Origin of the sequence: Leifsonia sp. 1010 (genome assembly GCF_031455295.1) — a bacterium.
Lineage (GTDB): Bacteria > Actinomycetota > Actinomycetes > Actinomycetales > Microbacteriaceae > Leifsonia.
In genome coordinates this window covers 240,190-255,502 of the sequence record NZ_JAVDSL010000002.1, presented here as the reverse complement: position 1 = coordinate 255,502, position 15,313 = coordinate 240,190, and the positions used below count along the sequence as shown (strand labels likewise).

The 15,313-nt window shown below is 71.2% G+C and carries 14 protein-coding genes; 2 read left to right on the top strand and 12 right to left on the bottom strand.

The window, feature by feature from the left end; all coding sequences use genetic code 11:
• Window positions 1–69: 69 nt before the first annotated feature.
• Window positions 70–1,293, bottom strand: coding sequence for a branched-chain amino acid ABC transporter substrate-binding protein (locus tag J2Y42_RS11945; protein ID WP_309858777.1), 1,224 nt, complete (start codon window positions 1,291–1,293; stop codon window positions 70–72).
• Window positions 1,294–1,515: 222 nt separating this feature from the next.
• Here J2Y42_RS11945 and J2Y42_RS11940 point away from each other — a divergent pair, with 222 nt between their 5' ends.
• On the top strand, window positions 1,516–2,577 hold the full coding sequence (locus J2Y42_RS11940; protein WP_309858774.1) for a GNAT family N-acetyltransferase: 1,062 nt from the start codon (window positions 1,516–1,518) through the stop codon (window positions 2,575–2,577).
• Window positions 2,578–2,814: 237 nt separating this feature from the next.
• On the opposite strand, the gene mutM is transcribed toward J2Y42_RS11940, so the two are convergent.
• From mutM to J2Y42_RS11890, 10 genes are all read right to left on the bottom strand, one after another.
• Window positions 2,815–3,738, bottom strand: a complete 924-nt coding sequence (gene mutM / locus J2Y42_RS11935) for a bifunctional DNA-formamidopyrimidine glycosylase/DNA-(apurinic or apyrimidinic site) lyase (RefSeq protein WP_309858769.1) — start codon at window positions 3,736–3,738, stop codon at window positions 2,815–2,817.
• Window positions 3,716–4,429 (bottom strand): ribonuclease III, encoded by a 714-nt coding sequence (gene rnc / locus J2Y42_RS11930; protein WP_309858765.1) that lies wholly within the window; start codon window positions 4,427–4,429, stop codon window positions 3,716–3,718. Before rnc ends, mutM begins: the two co-directional genes overlap by 23 nt.
• A gap of 25 nt (window positions 4,430–4,454) precedes the next feature.
• Window positions 4,455–4,658, bottom strand: coding sequence for a 50S ribosomal protein L32 (gene rpmF / locus J2Y42_RS11925; protein ID WP_018190667.1), 204 nt, complete (start codon window positions 4,656–4,658; stop codon window positions 4,455–4,457).
• Between the two features lie 2 nt (window positions 4,659–4,660).
• Entirely contained in the window at window positions 4,661–5,212 is a 552-nt protein-coding gene (locus J2Y42_RS11920; RefSeq protein ID WP_309858755.1) for a YceD family protein, read from the bottom strand.
• An 11-nt stretch (window positions 5,213–5,223) separates the two neighbouring features.
• Window positions 5,224–7,491 (bottom strand): DUF3488 and transglutaminase-like domain-containing protein, encoded by a 2,268-nt coding sequence (locus J2Y42_RS11915; RefSeq protein ID WP_309858752.1) that lies wholly within the window; start codon window positions 7,489–7,491, stop codon window positions 5,224–5,226.
• The gene (locus J2Y42_RS11910; RefSeq protein ID WP_309858750.1) at window positions 7,481–8,812 is read right to left on the bottom strand and encodes a DUF58 domain-containing protein; all 1,332 of its coding nucleotides are present in this window, start codon (window positions 8,810–8,812) and stop codon (window positions 7,481–7,483) included. Before J2Y42_RS11910 ends, J2Y42_RS11915 begins: the two co-directional genes overlap by 11 nt.
• A 1-nt stretch (window position 8,813) precedes the next feature.
• A complete protein-coding gene (locus J2Y42_RS11905; protein ID WP_309858748.1) occupies window positions 8,814–9,926 on the bottom strand; it encodes a MoxR family ATPase in 1,113 nt (370 codons plus the stop codon).
• A gap of 10 nt (window positions 9,927–9,936) precedes the next feature.
• A complete protein-coding gene (gene coaD, locus J2Y42_RS11900) occupies window positions 9,937–10,419 on the bottom strand; it encodes a pantetheine-phosphate adenylyltransferase (protein WP_309858745.1) in 483 nt (160 codons plus the stop codon).
• Window positions 10,420–10,492: 73 nt separating this feature from the next.
• On the bottom strand, window positions 10,493–12,739 hold the full coding sequence (locus J2Y42_RS11895; RefSeq protein ID WP_309858742.1) for an ATP-dependent DNA helicase RecG: 2,247 nt from the start codon (window positions 12,737–12,739) through the stop codon (window positions 10,493–10,495).
• Complete coding sequence (locus J2Y42_RS11890) at window positions 12,736–13,533, bottom strand: tetratricopeptide repeat protein (protein ID WP_309858740.1); 798 nt, start codon at window positions 13,531–13,533, stop codon at window positions 12,736–12,738. Before J2Y42_RS11890 ends, J2Y42_RS11895 begins: the two co-directional genes overlap by 4 nt.
• 49 nt (window positions 13,534–13,582) lie before the next feature.
• Between J2Y42_RS11890 and rsmD the strand changes: the two genes are divergently transcribed.
• The gene (rsmD, locus tag J2Y42_RS11885; RefSeq protein ID WP_309858737.1) at window positions 13,583–14,161 is read left to right on the top strand and encodes a 16S rRNA (guanine(966)-N(2))-methyltransferase RsmD; all 579 of its coding nucleotides are present in this window, start codon (window positions 13,583–13,585) and stop codon (window positions 14,159–14,161) included.
• Between the two features lie 129 nt (window positions 14,162–14,290).
• Here rsmD and thiL read toward each other — a convergent pair whose 3' ends face one another.
• Window positions 14,291–15,292 (bottom strand): thiamine-phosphate kinase, encoded by a 1,002-nt coding sequence (thiL, locus tag J2Y42_RS11880; RefSeq protein WP_309858735.1) that lies wholly within the window; start codon window positions 15,290–15,292, stop codon window positions 14,291–14,293.
• Window positions 15,293–15,313: the final 21 nt, after the last annotated feature.

The following is a 15,313-nucleotide window of genomic DNA, read 5'->3' as shown; positions in this document are numbered from 1 at the left end:
AAGCGAGCGTAGTCGAAAAACGAGGGTGCCGCGGGCCGTCGTGTCCCGCGGCACCCTTCAGGTGTCGCCTCAGCCGATGGTGCCGATCGGCACGATCTTGCCGTTCTCGACCTTGTAGCCGTAGACGGCCGGCGCCTGGAGCTCACCGGTGGAGTCCCACTTGTAGTGCTTGCTCAGGCCGTCGGCGTCGTAGTCCTTGACCCACGACAGCAGGTCGGCGCGGGTCGTCTTGCCCTTGTCGATGCCGGCGAGGAGGACGGTGGCCGCGTCGTAGCCCTCGATCGAGTAGGTGCCCGGCTCGGCGCTCGCGAGCTTCTTGTAGGCGGACTCGAAGTCGGGGATCAGCTCGCCCGGGATGCAGGGGCAGGTGAAGTACGCGTTGCCGGAGGCGTCACCGGCCAGCTTGATGAACTGGTCGTCCTTCACGCCGTCCGGGGCCACGAACGTGCCCTTGTAGCCCTTGTTGACCAGCTGCTGGTCGAACGGAGCACCCTCGGCGTAGTAGCCGGCGTAGTAGACCGCGTCGGGCTTCGCGTTGATGATCTTGGAGATCACCGCGGAGAAGTCCTTCTGGCCCGTGGTCACCTTGTCGGTGCCGACGAGCGCGTCGCCCAGCGCCTTCGAGGTCTGGGTGCCGAGGCCGATGCCGTAGTCGGAGTCGTCCTGGACCAGGTAGACCTTCTTGGCCTCCAGCTTGTCCGTGAGGAACTTGGCGGCGGCGGGACCCTGCACGGCGTCGTTGCCGAGGCCGCGGAAGAAGGTCTTCCACCCGTTCTGCGTCAGGCCCGGGTTGGTGGCCGACGGCGTGATGTGGACGAGGCCCTGCTGCTCGAAGATGTTGCCGGTGGCCTTCGACTCACCCGAGAACGGGAGGCCGACGACGCCGACGATGTCCGACTCGTTCACGGCCTGGGTGACCGGGCCGGTGGCCTTGTTCGGGTCGCCCTCGGTGTCGAACTTCTTGAAGCCGACCTGGCATCCCTTGTTGGCCTCGTTGTGCTGGTCGATGGCCAGCTGGATGCCGTTGTAGATGTTGATACCGAGCTGGGCGTTCGGGCCCGTCTCCGCACCCACGTAGCCGATGGTCAGGCCAGCAGGACAGGTGGCCTTTCCGTCGCCCGCGGGGAGCACTGCGTCCTTGGGGACATCGACCGACGTGATCGCCGGGATGTCGACCTTCGACGAGTTGCCGTTGGTGGATCCTCCCGTGGACGGCTGGTTCGCACATCCCGCGAGGAACAGTGCGACTGACGCTGCAACAGCCGCACCGATGGTGACTTTCTTCCGTAGCATCTTCTGCCTCTCGACGTTAATCCGTCACGAACTCGCCGTTTTCGCCGGTTCGTGCCACGAATATGTGTGCTGAGAATACAGGGCTCGCAACGTTTTGCAACCACGATCGGAACGCAGATTTACACGATCGAAACCAAACCGTGCGGGATCCTTCACACCGCGCCGCGGGCCTGGGTAGGCTGATCCTTCGGCGTTGAACGGCTCGAGGAGGTGTCCGATCGGATGCGTGTGACCCGGCTGGAGATCCCCGACGAGCTCGGCACCCCCGCTTCGGCCGCGTTCGAGGAGCTGGTGGGCATCCTCAACGGCATCGTCGTCGATCTGTGGGGCGACGACGACTTCGTCGAGACAGCCGAGCAGGCACTGGCTGCGTACCGGGAGCAGGACTACGTCGAGCGGATCGTCTTCGTGGCGATCGAGGAGGGCGCGATCGTCGGCCGGGTCGAGGCGATCTTCCCGCTGGATGAGGACTCGGAGACGGTGTCGCTGCTGGTCGATGTCGTCCCTGCGCTCCGCGGCCGCGGAATCGGCTCCGCGCTGCTCGAGAAGGGCGAGGAGCTCGCCGCGGACGGCGGCCGCCGGATCGTCTCGACGTACACGGAGCACCCCGTCCGCACGCTGGAGGGAGCCGACCGTTTCGTGCGCGCGCCCGCGGGCACGGCCGGGCTGCCCGCGACGTCACGGGATGTGCGCTTCGCCCTGCGCCACGGGTTCCAGCTGGGTCAGATCGAGCGGTCGAGCGAGCTGCACCTGCCGCTCCCGCCGGAGCGCGAGGCCGGACTGACCATGACGCTGAACGGCTTCCGCCTCGTGTCGTGGTGGGGCGCCGCCCCGGACGACCTGCTGGAGCGGTTCGCGGCGATGAAGGCCCGGATGTCGACCGACATCCCGCAGAGCGGCATCGCCGTCGACCCGGAGGACTGGGACGGCGAGCGGGTGCGGTCGCAGGAGCGCACGCTCGTCGCCCGCGGTGAACCGCTGCTCGTGACCGCGGCGGTCCACGAGGCGACCGGCGAGATCGCGGCGTACACCGAGCTCGCGGTCCCCGCCGACGGCACGAAGGCCGAGCAGTACGACACGCTCGTGGCACGCGCGCACCGCGGTCACCGGCTCGGCACCGCGGTGAAGCTGCGGAACATCCAGGAGCTCGGCCGGCGCGCTCCGCACATCCGCCGCATCCTTACCTGGAACGCCGACGAGAACGACCCGATGCTGGCCATCAACCGCGCTTTCGGCTTCCGGCCCCACGCCCTCACCGGCCACTGGCAGAAGACCCTCGGCTGATCGCTAGCCCACACGAACGGAGGAGTTCGTGGACGTACGGGCACCGCGCCGCCTCCGTTCTCCGTGCGGCCTCGGCGTGTCGCCCTGGAATGCCTCCGTTTGCCGCGAGGGCGGAAACGGAGGTGTTCCGGGTCGCGCAGCGGCGTGTCGACGGTTAACGGAGGCGTTCACGGCGGAACGGGGGACGATGTCCTCCGTTCCTGCGACGACGAAGGATCGGAGCGCGGGCCGCGGCGGTCAGCTCGCGGCCGGCGCAGGCGGCACCCGCCGCAGCCGCTGGCAGTGCGGGCAGAAGTGGGAGCCGCGGTTCATGAACTGCTCGCGCACGATCAGCGTGCCGCAGCGCGGGCACGGCTGACCCTGACGACCGTAGGCGTTGAGGCTGTGCGAGAAGTAGCCGGAGGCGCCGTTCACGTTGACGTACTGCGCGTCGAAGCTGGTGCCGCCCTCGGCGAGGGCCTTCTCGAGCACGTGGCGCACCTCCGTGAGCAGTGTCCGCACCTTCGCGCGGCTGAGCGAGTTCGCCGGCTGGGCGTAGTGGATGCGGGCGGCCCACAGCGCCTCATCGGCGTAGATGTTGCCGATGCCGCTGACCAGGGTCTGATCGAGCAGTGCGCGTTTGATGCCCGTGTTCTTGCGGGCGAGCGCGGCGGCGAAGCCGGCGTCGTCGAAGGCGGGATCGAGCGGGTCGCGGGCGATGTGAGTCACCTGCGTCGGCACGAGCGGCTCCTCGGTTCCCAGGCCGCCCGGCGCGCCGTCCGCCGTGGGCACGAGGGAGTCGACCGCCATCGACCCGAAGATCCGCTGGTCGACGAAATGCACCCACAGCTCGCCGTGCAGCGGATGCTCGATGTGCAGCCGGATGCGGAGCAGCCCGGCCTCGTCGGTCCCGGGCTCGCGCAGAAGGATCTGGCCGCTCATCCCGAGGTGGGCCACGATGGCGCGTCGCGGGACGCCCGCGAGCGGGATCCAGAGGAACTTGCCGCGCCGGACCGGCTGCTCCATCACCCGTCCGGTGAGCAGCGTCTCGAAGGCGCCGGCAACGGGATCGTGGCGCTTCAGCGACCGCGGCTCGAACACCTCCACGCCGAGGATGGTCGCGCCGGTGACCGCGGGTGCGAGACCCGCGCGGACGACCTCAACCTCGGGAAGCTCGGGCACGTCGTCTCGTCAGTTCCGTCCAGGCGCTCAGCGCAGCGGCCATCTCGGCCTGCTTCTTGCTCGTCCCCTCGCCGGTGGCCGTGACGAGGCCGCCCACCTCGACGGTGGCGTGGAACGTCTTGGAGTGATCGGGGCCGGAGTTCGTCACCGTGTAGACCGGCAGTCCGGCGCCGCGGTGTGCGGCGACCTCCTGCAGGCTGGTCTTCGGGTCCATGGCGGCGCCGAAGCGGTCCGGGTCGTCGAGCAGCGGCTCGATCAGCCGAAGGACGAGCGCCGTTGCGGCATCGCCCCCGGCATCCAGGTAGGTGGCGCCGATCAGGGCCTCGACCGTGTCGGCGAGGATGGACGCCTTCTCGCGGCCGCCGCTCTGGTTCTCGCCGCGTCCGAGTCGGAGGTACTCCCCCAGCCCGATGCCGCGCGCGACCTCGGCCAGCGCGACAGAGCTCACCAGGCTGGCACGCCGCTTGGCGAGCTCGCCTTCATCGAGGTGAGGATTCTCGCGGAACAGCTTCACCGTCACGGCCTGCCCCAGGATCGAGTCGCCGAGGAACTCGAGGCGCTCGTTGTTGGGGATGCCGCCGTGCTCGTACGCGTACGAGCGATGGGTCAGCGCAAGCTCGAGAAGCTCGGGGTCGATGTCGACCCCGAGCTTCTCCAGAAGTGCGGTGCGGTCAGTATTCTCTCCGACCACAGCGTTCACCGATCGTCAGCGACGATCAGACGTCGGCGACCTTGCGGCCCTTGTACTCGAGGAAGAGGGCGGTGCCCGCAGAGTCCTCGACGACCTTCGCGCGGTGCGGGAGGCTGTAGGTGACCTTGCCGTTCTCGATCGTCTTGACGAGCGTGGGGACCTCAGCCTTCCACTGCGAACGACGGGCGTGGGTGTTGGCGCGCGACTGCTTCCGCTTCGGGACGGCCATGACTATCTCTTCTCTGTGTTCGGTCGGGGTTCATCGGTGTCGGAAGCCTGGAAGGCCGCAAGCGCAGACCAGCGCGGATCGATGATCTGCGACGGCTCGCGGTCCGGTACATCCGCCAGCCTCTCCCCGGTCTCGGGGTCGAGACCCGGGCAGTCCGGCCGGCACACCGGCTGGAACGGCAGTGCCAGCACTACCGCATCCCTGATCAGAGGTTCAAGATCCACGTGGTCGTCGTGAACCTCATGATCGAAAGCTTCGTCAGAAGAATACGCGAAAAGTTCTTGGAAATCGACTTGGACAGGCTGCTCGATGTCGATCAGGCACCGGCCGCACACGCCGATGGCCGTCGTCTGGGCGTCGCCCGTCGCGAGAATCCCCTCGTGCATCGACTCCAGCCGGAGGTCGAGATCGATGGTCCCGCCCTCTGGGACGCTGATCAGGCCCTCGCCGAGTTTCTCCGCCACAGGGATGGTGATGCGCTGTTCGCGCATCGTGCCTGGGCGGCGGATGAGGTCGTACACATTGACGGTGTACGGCGAGTTCTTGTGGGTCACGAGCGACTATTTTACGCCGCTCCACGGGGACGGACGGCGGAAGGCCAGCCCGCTGGCAGCAAGGACACAGGAATGAGCAGTGCCTTCGTCCGCAGCACCGGCCCGGCCTGGGCCTCCAGCGCGGAGAGCACCGACTCGAGGTCGTCGGAGAGGCCGCCCGCCCACCGCCGGCTCGGCGGTCCGTATGCGTCGCGTTCGAGCTCGCCGAGCAGCCGGAGGACCGCATCCTCCGCCGGCGTTCCGGCCACCGCCGCGGCGACCCGGCCGGCGAAAACGCGCGGGGTCTCCGTCGGCGGCGCCGTCCAGCCGAGATCGCGCACGGTGTCGCGCAACTCGTCCCAGACGAGGGAGGCTCCGCCCCACTCGTCGCTGAGCTCGCGCAGCCGTCTGCGCCGTCGCATCCTGCGCCAGACCGCGGGGATGAGCAAGACGCCGACGACGAGGAGGGCGACGCCGATCCCGGTCGCGAGCGGCTGGGCTCCCGAGGTCGGGGTGAAGGTGGCCGATCCGGCCGGGTTGGCGGGGTCGGTCGGCACGAGCGCCCGCGGTGCGGAACTGGAGGTGGCGGCCGAACTCGGGGGCGCCGCGGCGGGGTCGGTCTGCGGCCGGGTGTAGTCCGGGACCGTCCCTCGGCCGACCGTCGGCTCGAACGGCACCCAGCCCACGCCGGCGAAGTACAGCTCGGGCCAGGCGTGCAGGTCGTCGCTCGTCACCGTGTACTCGCCCGGGTTGGTGGCCGTCCCTCCGCTGGTCGCGCCGGGAAGGTAGCCCTCCGCGACGCGCGACGGGATGCCCAGGGTGCGGGCCATCAGCGCCATCGCCGAGGCGAAGTGCACGCAGTACCCGCTCTTGGTCTCGAGGAACTTCGCGATCACCCGAGCGCCGTCGCCGTCGTATCCCTGCTTCAGCGGGGTCTGGGTGGAGTACACGAAGCTGTTGTCGCGGAAGTAGTCCTGCAGCGCGACGGCCTTGTCGTATTCGGTGATCGCATCCTTCGTCGCGGTGAGCGCGGAGTCCTCGATGATCGACGGCAGGTTGGGCGGCAGGAAGAGGTCGCGCTGCACCTCCACCGGCACGAACCCGCCCGCCGCCTTGAGCTGGTCGGCTGTCGGCTGCAGCAGGAGGCTGGTCGCGGTGTACTTCTGCCCCTGCGTCGTCGAGTTGATGCCGCCGATCGTGAGGTCGTCCGGGTCCCACGACCAGGTCCCGTTCAACCCCTTCACCGACTGGACGGGTGCTGGCGTCGGCAGCCAGCGGCTCGTCATGTTGTCGATCGCGACCGTGGTCGTGATCTTCGTCGTCTTGACGGTGTCCGAGAGTCCGGCGACCGGTCCGATCTTGGCGCCGTCGCTCAGCCGGTTGGTGTCGCGCTCCCGGTGCTTCCACACGGATCCGGTGAACTGGTCGAGAGAGGCCAGCTTGAGGTACTGCCCGTTCGCCGCCGTCGTCGTATAGGTGAGGGCACGCACCGCGGCGGGGCGGCGGAGGTCCTTGCCGAGGTCGACGAGCGGCGTGACCGTGCCGCCGATGGAGATGCCCCCGGCGGTGAAGGAGGTGGCACCGCCCTGGTCGAAGCCCGGCGCCGTCCCGGCGAGCACGACCGCGATGGTCACGGCCGAGGCGCCGACGGACAGCGCGGCTCCCGGTCGCGGTGTGCCCGGGCGTCTGCTGCGCACGTCGCAGCGCAGCAGCCACAGGTACGCCGCCGCCGACGCGGCGAGGGCAAGAGGGTCGAGCCCGTCGCCGAGCAGCGCGCCCGGCACGACGAGCACCGCGGCGATGCCCACGGCGGTGAAGGCCGGCGTCCGGATGGCCACCGCGAACGTGTCGAGGATGAGCGCGAGCAGACATCCGCCGCCGACGACGAGGAACAGGAACTCGGGGAGCGCCTCCGCCGGAGTGCCCTGCTGATAGATGGAGAGCATCGCCTGCTGGAGGTACTGCAGCCAGTTCGTCACGGTCGTCGGCGTGGGGATGACGCCGAGCAGACCCGAGCCTCGGCCGAACGCCGCCGTCATGATCGCCGCGGACTCCACCAGCAGCAGCACGGGCACGACGCCCTTCGGGACGCCGAGGCTGCGCAGCCCCGCCCCGGTGACGAGCAACAGCGAGGCGGTCGCCACGAGCGCGAACCACCAGCCGATGCCCTGGATGAGCCCGGAGAGCGCGTAGCTCAGCGCCACCACCTGCAGCACGAGAGCGCCGGTGATGCGCCAATAGCCGACCCGGCGCCGCACGCCGACGCGAGCGACGGGGAACGCGACGGACTCAGTCGCCACGCGCCACCACCCCCGCCCGCTGTCTCCGCAGGGCGCGCTGCCAGCATTCCGCGGGGTCGTCTCCCGCGGCGAAAGTCACGCAGAGCCATCCGGCGTCGGCGAGCACCTCAGCCGTCTCGGCCGGCAGGGAGGCGCCGACGAAGGCGACGGCGGGGTCGCCCATCGACCGGAGTGCGGCGAGAGCGCCGAGCTCCGCGGGCGGCGAGCCGGCCAGCACGGCGAACACCGGGACCGGGCGCCCTGCCCTCCGCAGACCCGCACCGAGCTCGGCGACGGCGTCGTCCCTGGCCGTGACGCTGGTCTCGACCGCCGCCAGGTCGGCCAGCAGCATGCGGTCGGCGCTCCCGACGTCGTAGGTCGCCGTCGTCGCCCCCATCGTCCCCGTGCGTCCGGCACCGCTCCGCCCCGACAGCTGGCGGTCGCCCGTCTCGACGACGCTCACCGCGAATCCCTCGTCCAGCAGGTGCACACCGATGGATGCGACCAGGTCCACCAGCGTCTCGAACTCGTCGGCCGCCGCCTCGGCGTGGGCGGGCAGCGGACGCGTGTCCATCAGCATCCACGCCTCGGGGTTGCTGCGCTGCTCCTCCTGCCGCACCATCAGCTGGTCATGCCGGGCCGTGGCCCGCCAGTGCACGCGCCGCAGAGGATCGCCCGGCCGGTACTCCCGGGCGATCAGTTCATCGGCGCTCGGGATGCTGTGGCGCAGCAGCTCGTGCTCCGTGCCCTCGCTGTGGGCGACATCCAGCTCGCCGCGCGACAGCGGGACGACGCGGGGCGTGACCAGCAGCTGGCGTGGCTGCCCGATCGCGTACTCGGCGTATGCGATCCCGAACGGGTCCGTGCGGCTCACCACCAGCGGGCCGATGGGATGCGCGCCCCGCCGCTGCGGCACGACATCCTGTCGGAGCACGACCGTGTCGCGGCCGAGCATGCCATTGGCCTGGTGCGCGCCGAGCCGCGGGAACGGCGCGGAATCCTGCACGCCGACCGTCGCAGGAGCCGACTCGCGCCAGCGCGCGGCCGGGCTCGGACGCGGCGCCTGATTGCGCGCGGTCGTGACGATCGTGGCCTTCTCCCCCGCCGCGACGACGTCGGGGTGGAAGCTGCGGGTGACGGTCAGGCGCGGACGGTCCACGGTCACCGAGATCATCGCGGCCAGGGGCAGCACGGTGAGGAACACGCCGACGAACAGCACGTCCGTGCGCCCGAAGACAGCGGACGCGACGAGCGCCACCACACCCACGGCCCCGAGCGTCCAGCCGCGGGCGGTCGGGCGCGGCCGCTTCAGCGGCGAGGAGGAACGGCCGCCCGGGGGCATGTCAGCGTCCCGTGGCGCCCGGTGCGCCTGAGCCGACGGAAGAGTTGGGGCGGACGGAAGCGCCGGGGCCGACCGAAGAACCGGAACCGACCGGCACCGGCGTCGACGCGACGATCCGCCGGACGATGTCAGCGATCACCGGCGCGCTCTCATGGTGGTGTCCGAGCGCCCGGCTGGTCGGCAGGAGCCGGTGGCCGAGCACCGGCACAGCCAGTGCATCCACATCGTCGGGGAGGACGAAGTCGCGGCCGGCGAGAGCCGCCATCGCCTTCGCCGCGCGGATCAGCTGGAGCGTGGCACGCGGGCTCGCACCGAGCCGCAGGTCGCGGTCCTCGCGCGTGGCCCGCACCAGGTCGACCGCGTACTGTTTGACCGGTGTCGAGGCGAACACCGCACGGGCCGTCACCATCATGGCGCGCAGCTCGTCGGAGGTGACCACCGGGCGGATGCGCGACAACGGACTCGACGTGTCGCGCGTCGTCAACATGGCGAGCTCCGAGCCCTCGTCCGGGTACCCCATGGCGATCCGGGCCATGAAACGGTCGCGCTGCGCCTCCGGCAGCGCGTACGTGCCCTCCATCTCGACCGGGTTCTGCGTGGCGACCACGATGAACGGGGCGGCGAGCGGGTAGGTCGAGCCGTCGACCGTGACCTGGCGCTCCTCCATGCACTCCAGCAGCGCGGACTGCGTCTTCGGGCTCGCCCGGTTGATCTCGTCGCCGATGACGATGTTCGCGAAGATCGCGCCCGGCTTGAACTCGAACCGGCGCTCCGCCTGGTTGTAGACGGAGACGCCGGTGACGTCGCTCGGCAGGAGGTCCGGCGTGAACTGGATGCGGCTGACCGTGCAGTCGACCGACTTCGCCAGCGACTTCGCCAGCATGGTCTTGCCGACGCCGGGGACGTCCTCGATCAGCAGGTGCCCCTCGGCGAGCAGCACCACCAGGGCGGTCTGCACGGCCTCGTGCTTGCCGTCGATGACGGACTCCACATTGGCGGTGATCTGCTCCGCGGCGCGCCTCAGCTCGTCGAGGTCCATGCGGGTGGCATCCCCCGGCTCCTCCTCGGGCGCGACGGAGGATTCGGTGGGCTGGCGCGTCGCGTAACTGTTCATGACTCCCCCGCTAGGTCTCTTGGAGGTACTCGTGCACGGCCGGCGGCACGTACGGGCTCACGTCGCCGCCGAGCGCGGACACCTGGCGCACCAGCGAGCTGGAGACGTGAGCGTTCGCCGGGTTCGGCAGCAGGAAGACGGTCTCGACGTCGGCCAGGTGTCGGTTCACGATGGCCATCGGCGTCTCGTAGGCGACATCCACCTGCGAGCGGATGCCCTTCACCAGCACGTGGGCGCCGACATCGGTGCAGTAGTCCACGAGCAGCCCCATGGACCAGGAGGCGATGACGATGTTGCCGACGATGCCGGCATCCTCGATCGACCGCTCCAGCAGGGCCACGCGCTGCGCGATGGGCAGCAGCGCCGACTTGTCCGGATTGTGGACCACCACGACGTGGACCTCGTCCCACAGACCGGCTGCACGCTCGATCACATCGAGGTGCCCGAGAGTGACCGGGTCGAACGATCCAGGGACAACGGCGATCCTGTTCATAGACCTCCAGACTATCCCGCGGTTCCCGGCATTTCGTTGTGAATCCGTTACCAACGGGTTTCGTCCGCGCGACTCAGGCTTTGCCGAGGAACGCGCGCTCGCTCTCGTCGAGCCGCCGGGCCAGCGCCGCGGCGAGAGCGGGATGCGCGGCGAGCGACGGATCCGCCTCGAGCGTTTCCTCCGCGGCGACCCGCGCCTCCGAGATCAGCTCGCCGTCCGTCGCGACCCGCAGCAGCCGGAGCGACGAGCGCCCGCCCGACTGACGGCTGCCGAGCACATCGCCCTCGCGGCGCAGCTCCAGATCGATGTTGGCCAGCTCGAAGCCGTCGAGCGTCGCAGCGACGGCCTCCACCCGCTCGCGCGCCAGGCTCCCCTGCTCGGCCGAGGTGACCAGGAGGCAGAGGCCCGGGATGTCGCCGCGGCCGACCCGGCCGCGCAGCTGGTGGAGCTGCGAGACGCCGAAGCGGTCCGCATCCATCACGACCATGGCCGAGGCGTTCGGCACGTTGACCCCGACCTCGATGACCGTCGTCGCGATCAGCAGGTCGATGTCGCCGGCCGCGAACGCGCGCATGACCTCGTCCTTCTCATCGGACGGAAGGCGGCCGTGCAGCACGCCGATCCGCGAGCCGGCGAAGAGCGGGTCGGCGCGCACCTGCGCGGCGACGGCCTCCACGTTCGCGATCGGCCGGGGCGGGGCGCCGTCGCCCTCCGGCTCGTCGGGCTCCGGTTCCTCGCCATCGTCCTCGGCGTCCTTGCCCGAGATCGCCGGGCAGACGACGAACACTTGGCGGCCCTTCGCGATCTCCTCCGACGCGCGCTCCCAGATCCGGCGCTCCCATCCGGGGCGGTCGGCGAGCGGCACGACGAAGCTCTCGATGCCCTGCCGGCCGGCGGGGAGCTGCGCGATCGTCGACACATCCAGGTCGCCGAAGACGGTCATCGCGACCGTGCGCGGGATGGGCGTCGCGGTGAGGACCAGCACGTGCGGCGGGGTGCCGCCCTTTGCCCGCAGCGCCTCCCGCTGCTCGACGCCGAAGCGGTGCTGTTCGTCGACGACGACCAGTCCCAGGTCGAAGAAGGTGACCGCGTCGCCGAGGAGCGCGTGCGTTCCGACGACGATGCGCGCCTGCCCGGACACCGTCCGCAGGAGCGCGCGCTTCCGCTCGGCGGTGGAGAGCTGGCCCGTGAGGAGGGTCGGCATGAGCTGCGCCGAGAGGTCGGGGCCGAGCATCGCGGCGATCGAGCGCAGGTGCTGCGCGGCGAGCACCTCGGTCGGAGCGAGCAGGGCCGACTGGCCGCCGGAGTCGGCGACGGCGAGCATGGCACGGAGGGCGACGAGCGTCTTGCCGGAGCCGACCTCGCCCTGCACCAGCCGGTGCATCGCCGCCGTGCCGGCCAGGTCGCGTGCGATCTCGCCGCCCACCACATCCTGGTCGCCCGTGAGAGAGAAGGGCAGCGCCGCGTCGAACCGTTCGAGGAGCCCGCCGGGAACGGCCACACGCGATGTCGCGGCGGCCTCCCGCGACGCCGCACGCTGCTGCAGCAGCGCGGCCTGGAGGACGAACGCCTCCTGGAACCGCAGCGTGTCGCGAGCGCGCTGCCACTGCGCGTCCTTCTGCGGCCGGTGGATGCCCTCGAGCGCATCGCGGTACGGCACCAGGCCGCGCTCGACGACGATCGCATCCGGCACCGGGTCGGGCACCGGCCCGAGGGCGTCGAGCGCCAGAGCGACGGCCTTCTGCACCTGCCAGCTCGCCACGGTCCCTGTCGCGGGGTAGATCGGGATGGGCGTCTGCGCCCACTCCTTCGCGGCCGTGCTGCCGGGGATCACCGCATTCTCCGCATCCGGCTCGAACAGCTCATAGTCGGGATGCGCGAGCTGCAAGGCGCCGCGGTACGCGGACACCTTGCCGGCGAAGATTCCGCGCACGCCCGGAAGGAGCTCGCGCGAACGCCATGCCTGGTTGAAGAAGGTGAGGGTCAGGATGCCCTCGCCGTCCGAGATCTTCACCTCCAGGATGCTTCCGCGCCTCGCACGCATCGGGCGCTCCTGCACGCGCAGCACCTCGGCGATGATCGTCACGTTCTCGTCCAGCGGCAGGTTCGCCAGCGCCGTCAGCTCGCCGCGCTTCGCGTAGCGCCGAGGGAAGTGGCTGAGCAGATCGGCGACCGTGCGCATCCCGAAGGCCTTCTCGAACGCCGAGGCCGTGCGGCCGCCGAGGACGCCGGTCAGCCGGGTGTCGAGGCCGATGGAGCCCGCGTCGGCGGACCCGGAGCCGGCGGACCCGGAGCCGGCCGGGGCGGGGACGGAGGTCATGACTCGATCGTATGCTTCCCCTCCGGCATTCCGTCGTCGGGGGGTGTGTCGTCGGGCCGGCCGGCCGGGGCGTCCGGCGCGTCCAGTTCCGCCAGCTCCGACGCGACGGCCGGTTCGCCGGGACGCTCCGAGGCGAGCCGACGCTGGATCTCGCGCGCCTCGGCCTTACGGCCCAGCTCGCGGAGGCAGCGACCGTACGCCCACTGCGCGGCGAACTGCTGGTCGAGGGTGCCGTACGCCTCGGCGTACTCCACCGCATCCTCGAACGAGGCGAGAGCCGCGGCCGCATCCCCGTCCCGCAGCAGCGCCCAGCCGCGCAGGTCGTGGAGCACGACGCCCCAGCGGAGGGTGCGGGGGTCGCCGGTCGCGGCGAGGTCGGAGAGACCCTCCTCGATCCATTGCAGTGCCCGGGGCCGGTCCGCGTCGGCGAGTACCAGAGCGGATTCGACGGCGAGAGACACGTCGCCGTCCCGGCGGGCGGCACGCAGGGCGGCCTCCAGAACGGGCACGGCCTCCCTCCATCGACCGGCTGCCGTCCGGAGCCTGCCCCGTTCGAGCAGCACGCGGACCTCCAGCACGCCGGCTGCGGGCTCGAGCGACTCCAGCAGGGCCTCCGCCTCGTCGAACCGCCCCTGCAGCCCGAGCGCGCGGGCGCGCTGCGTCTCGAGCTCGGCCCGGACGACCTCCGACCGGTCCGGTTCGGCGGCAGCGGCGGCCAGCCGTTCTGCGGAGGCGATCGGGTCACCGGGGAGCCACAGGGCGTCGAGCTCTGCCTGCTCCAGGCGTTCCTCCATCCCCATATCTTGGCGGCACTCCGGGTGCCGACGCTAGGCTCGGGGGGCCATGACCCGCATCGTCTCCGGATTCGCCGGCTCGCTCAGCCTCCAGGTGCCGAAGAGCGGCACCCGCCCCACCAGCGACCGGGTGCGCGAGGCCATCTTCTCCGCGCTGGATGCGCGCGACGCGCTGCACGGAGCCCGGGTGCTCGACCTCTACGCCGGATCGGGCGCGCTGGGGCTGGAGGCCGCCAGCCGCGGCGCCGCCTCCGTCGTTCTCGTCGAGAAGGGCGCGGCGGCGGCGCAGGTCTGCAAGCGGAACGCCGCGGCGGTCGTGTCGGCGGCGCGGGCTGCTCGGGTCGCCGTCCCGGAGATCGACGTGCGGCCCTCCACGGTGCAGTCCTACCTCGCCGGTGCCCGCGGGCCCTTCGATGTCGTGTTCATCGACCCGCCCTACGACGTTCCGGATGCGGAGCTGCTCGCCGTGCTCACCGCCTTGCAGCCGCTGCTCTCCGACGACGCCGAGGTCTGCGTCGAGCGGAGCGCACGCACGCCGGACCCGAGCCTCCCCGACGGACTCGCCCTCGTGCGCCGCAAGTCCTACGGCGAGACCGCCATCCACTGGCTCGCCCCTCTCCGCCCCTAGCCCTCTTCCCGTGGCTCCGCCCACCGTCGAGTCCGCACATTTTGCACACGATTTGCGCTACGAGCGTGCAAAATTCGCGGACTCGACGGTGGGGTGAGCGCGGAGGCGCGGATGGGCGGCGGGGGTGGGTCAGCCGCGGCGGCCGTCCCATTCGAGGTAGGGGTCCCAGCCTCCGCGCTCGTCGAAGGGGGTGCCGGCGACGAGGAGGCCCGCGCCGTCGCGGACGGTGCCGATCGGGCGGAAGCCGCCGGGGAGGGGTGTGCCGGACGGGAAGGTGGCGAGGAGGCCGTGGTCCTCTCCCCCGGTGAGGGCCGTCCGCGGGTCGGAGCCCAGGGCGGCGGGGTCGAGGTCGATCGCCACGCCGCTCGCCTCGGCGACGCGCCGGGCGTCCAGCGCCAGGCCGTCGCTCAGGTCGAGCATCGCCGTCGCACCGGCGTCGGCCGCGAGCGGTCCGTCGGCGATCGGCGGACGCGGCCGCAGCTGAGCCGAGACGGTATCGGGATGCGCGGCCACGACGGCCGCGAGACGCGCGGAATCCGGCTCTCCCGCCGCATCCACCGCGTCCGTGAACAGCGTGCGCAGGCCGGCAGCCGCCTGCCCGAGGGCCCCGGAGACGGCCACGACATCGCCAGGGCGCGCGCCGCTGCGGAGCACCGGACGGCGTCCGCCGAGGTCGCCGAACGCCGTCACCGCGATGGTCAGCGTCTGGGACACCGACAGGTCGCCTCCGACCACGCCGCACCCGGGAGCCAGCTCGGTGCACGCGAGCCGGAAGCCGTCGGCGACGCCCTCCAGCCACGCCACCGGAGTCTCCGGCGGCGCGGCGATGGCGACGACCAAGGCGGTCGGGACTGCGCCCATCGCCGCCACGTCCGACAGGTTCGTCGCCGCGGCCTTCCAGCCGAGGTCCGCCGGGCCCGACCACGCGAGCCGGAAGTCCGGGCCGTGGACCATCATGTCCGTCGTCACCACGAAGCGCCCGTCCGGCGCGGCGAGCACCGCCGCGTCGTCACCCGGTCCGACGAGCGTGGCGCTCGAGTCCGGGAGCCGCGGGAAGATGCGCTTGAGCGCCTCCCGCTCCGACGCCTCCCCGATGGTGATGCCGGCCGCGTCGCTCCCAGAGATTCCCATGATCTGAAACGGTAGCCTGAA

Bases quoted from the DNA above. Each gene is read 5' to 3' on its own strand.
- J2Y42_RS11905 (WP_309858748.1), bottom strand. From the start codon at position 9,926: ATGAACAGTTACGCGACGCGCCAGCCCACCGAATCCTCCGTCGCGCCC.
- rsmD (WP_309858737.1), top strand. From the start codon at position 13,583: ATGACCCGCATCGTCTCCGGATTCGCCGGCTCGCTCAGCCTCCAGGTG.
- J2Y42_RS11910 (WP_309858750.1), bottom strand. From the start codon at position 8,812: ATGCCCCCGGGCGGCCGTTCCTCCTCGCCGCTGAAGCGGCCGCGCCCG.
- coaD (WP_309858745.1), bottom strand. From the start codon at position 10,419: ATGAACAGGATCGCCGTTGTCCCTGGATCGTTCGACCCGGTCACTCTC.
- J2Y42_RS11940 (WP_309858774.1), top strand. From the start codon at position 1,516: ATGCGTGTGACCCGGCTGGAGATCCCCGACGAGCTCGGCACCCCCGCT.
- J2Y42_RS11890 (WP_309858740.1), bottom strand. From the start codon at position 13,533: ATGGAGGAACGCCTGGAGCAGGCAGAGCTCGACGCCCTGTGGCTCCCC.
- J2Y42_RS11895 (WP_309858742.1), bottom strand. From the start codon at position 12,739: ATGACCTCCGTCCCCGCCCCGGCCGGCTCCGGGTCCGCCGGCTCCGGG.
- rpmF (WP_018190667.1), bottom strand. From the start codon at position 4,658: ATGGCCGTCCCGAAGCGGAAGCAGTCGCGCGCCAACACCCACGCCCGT.
- J2Y42_RS11945 (WP_309858777.1), bottom strand. From the start codon at position 1,293: ATGCTACGGAAGAAAGTCACCATCGGTGCGGCTGTTGCAGCGTCAGTC.
- thiL (WP_309858735.1), bottom strand. From the start codon at position 15,292: ATGGGAATCTCTGGGAGCGACGCGGCCGGCATCACCATCGGGGAGGCG.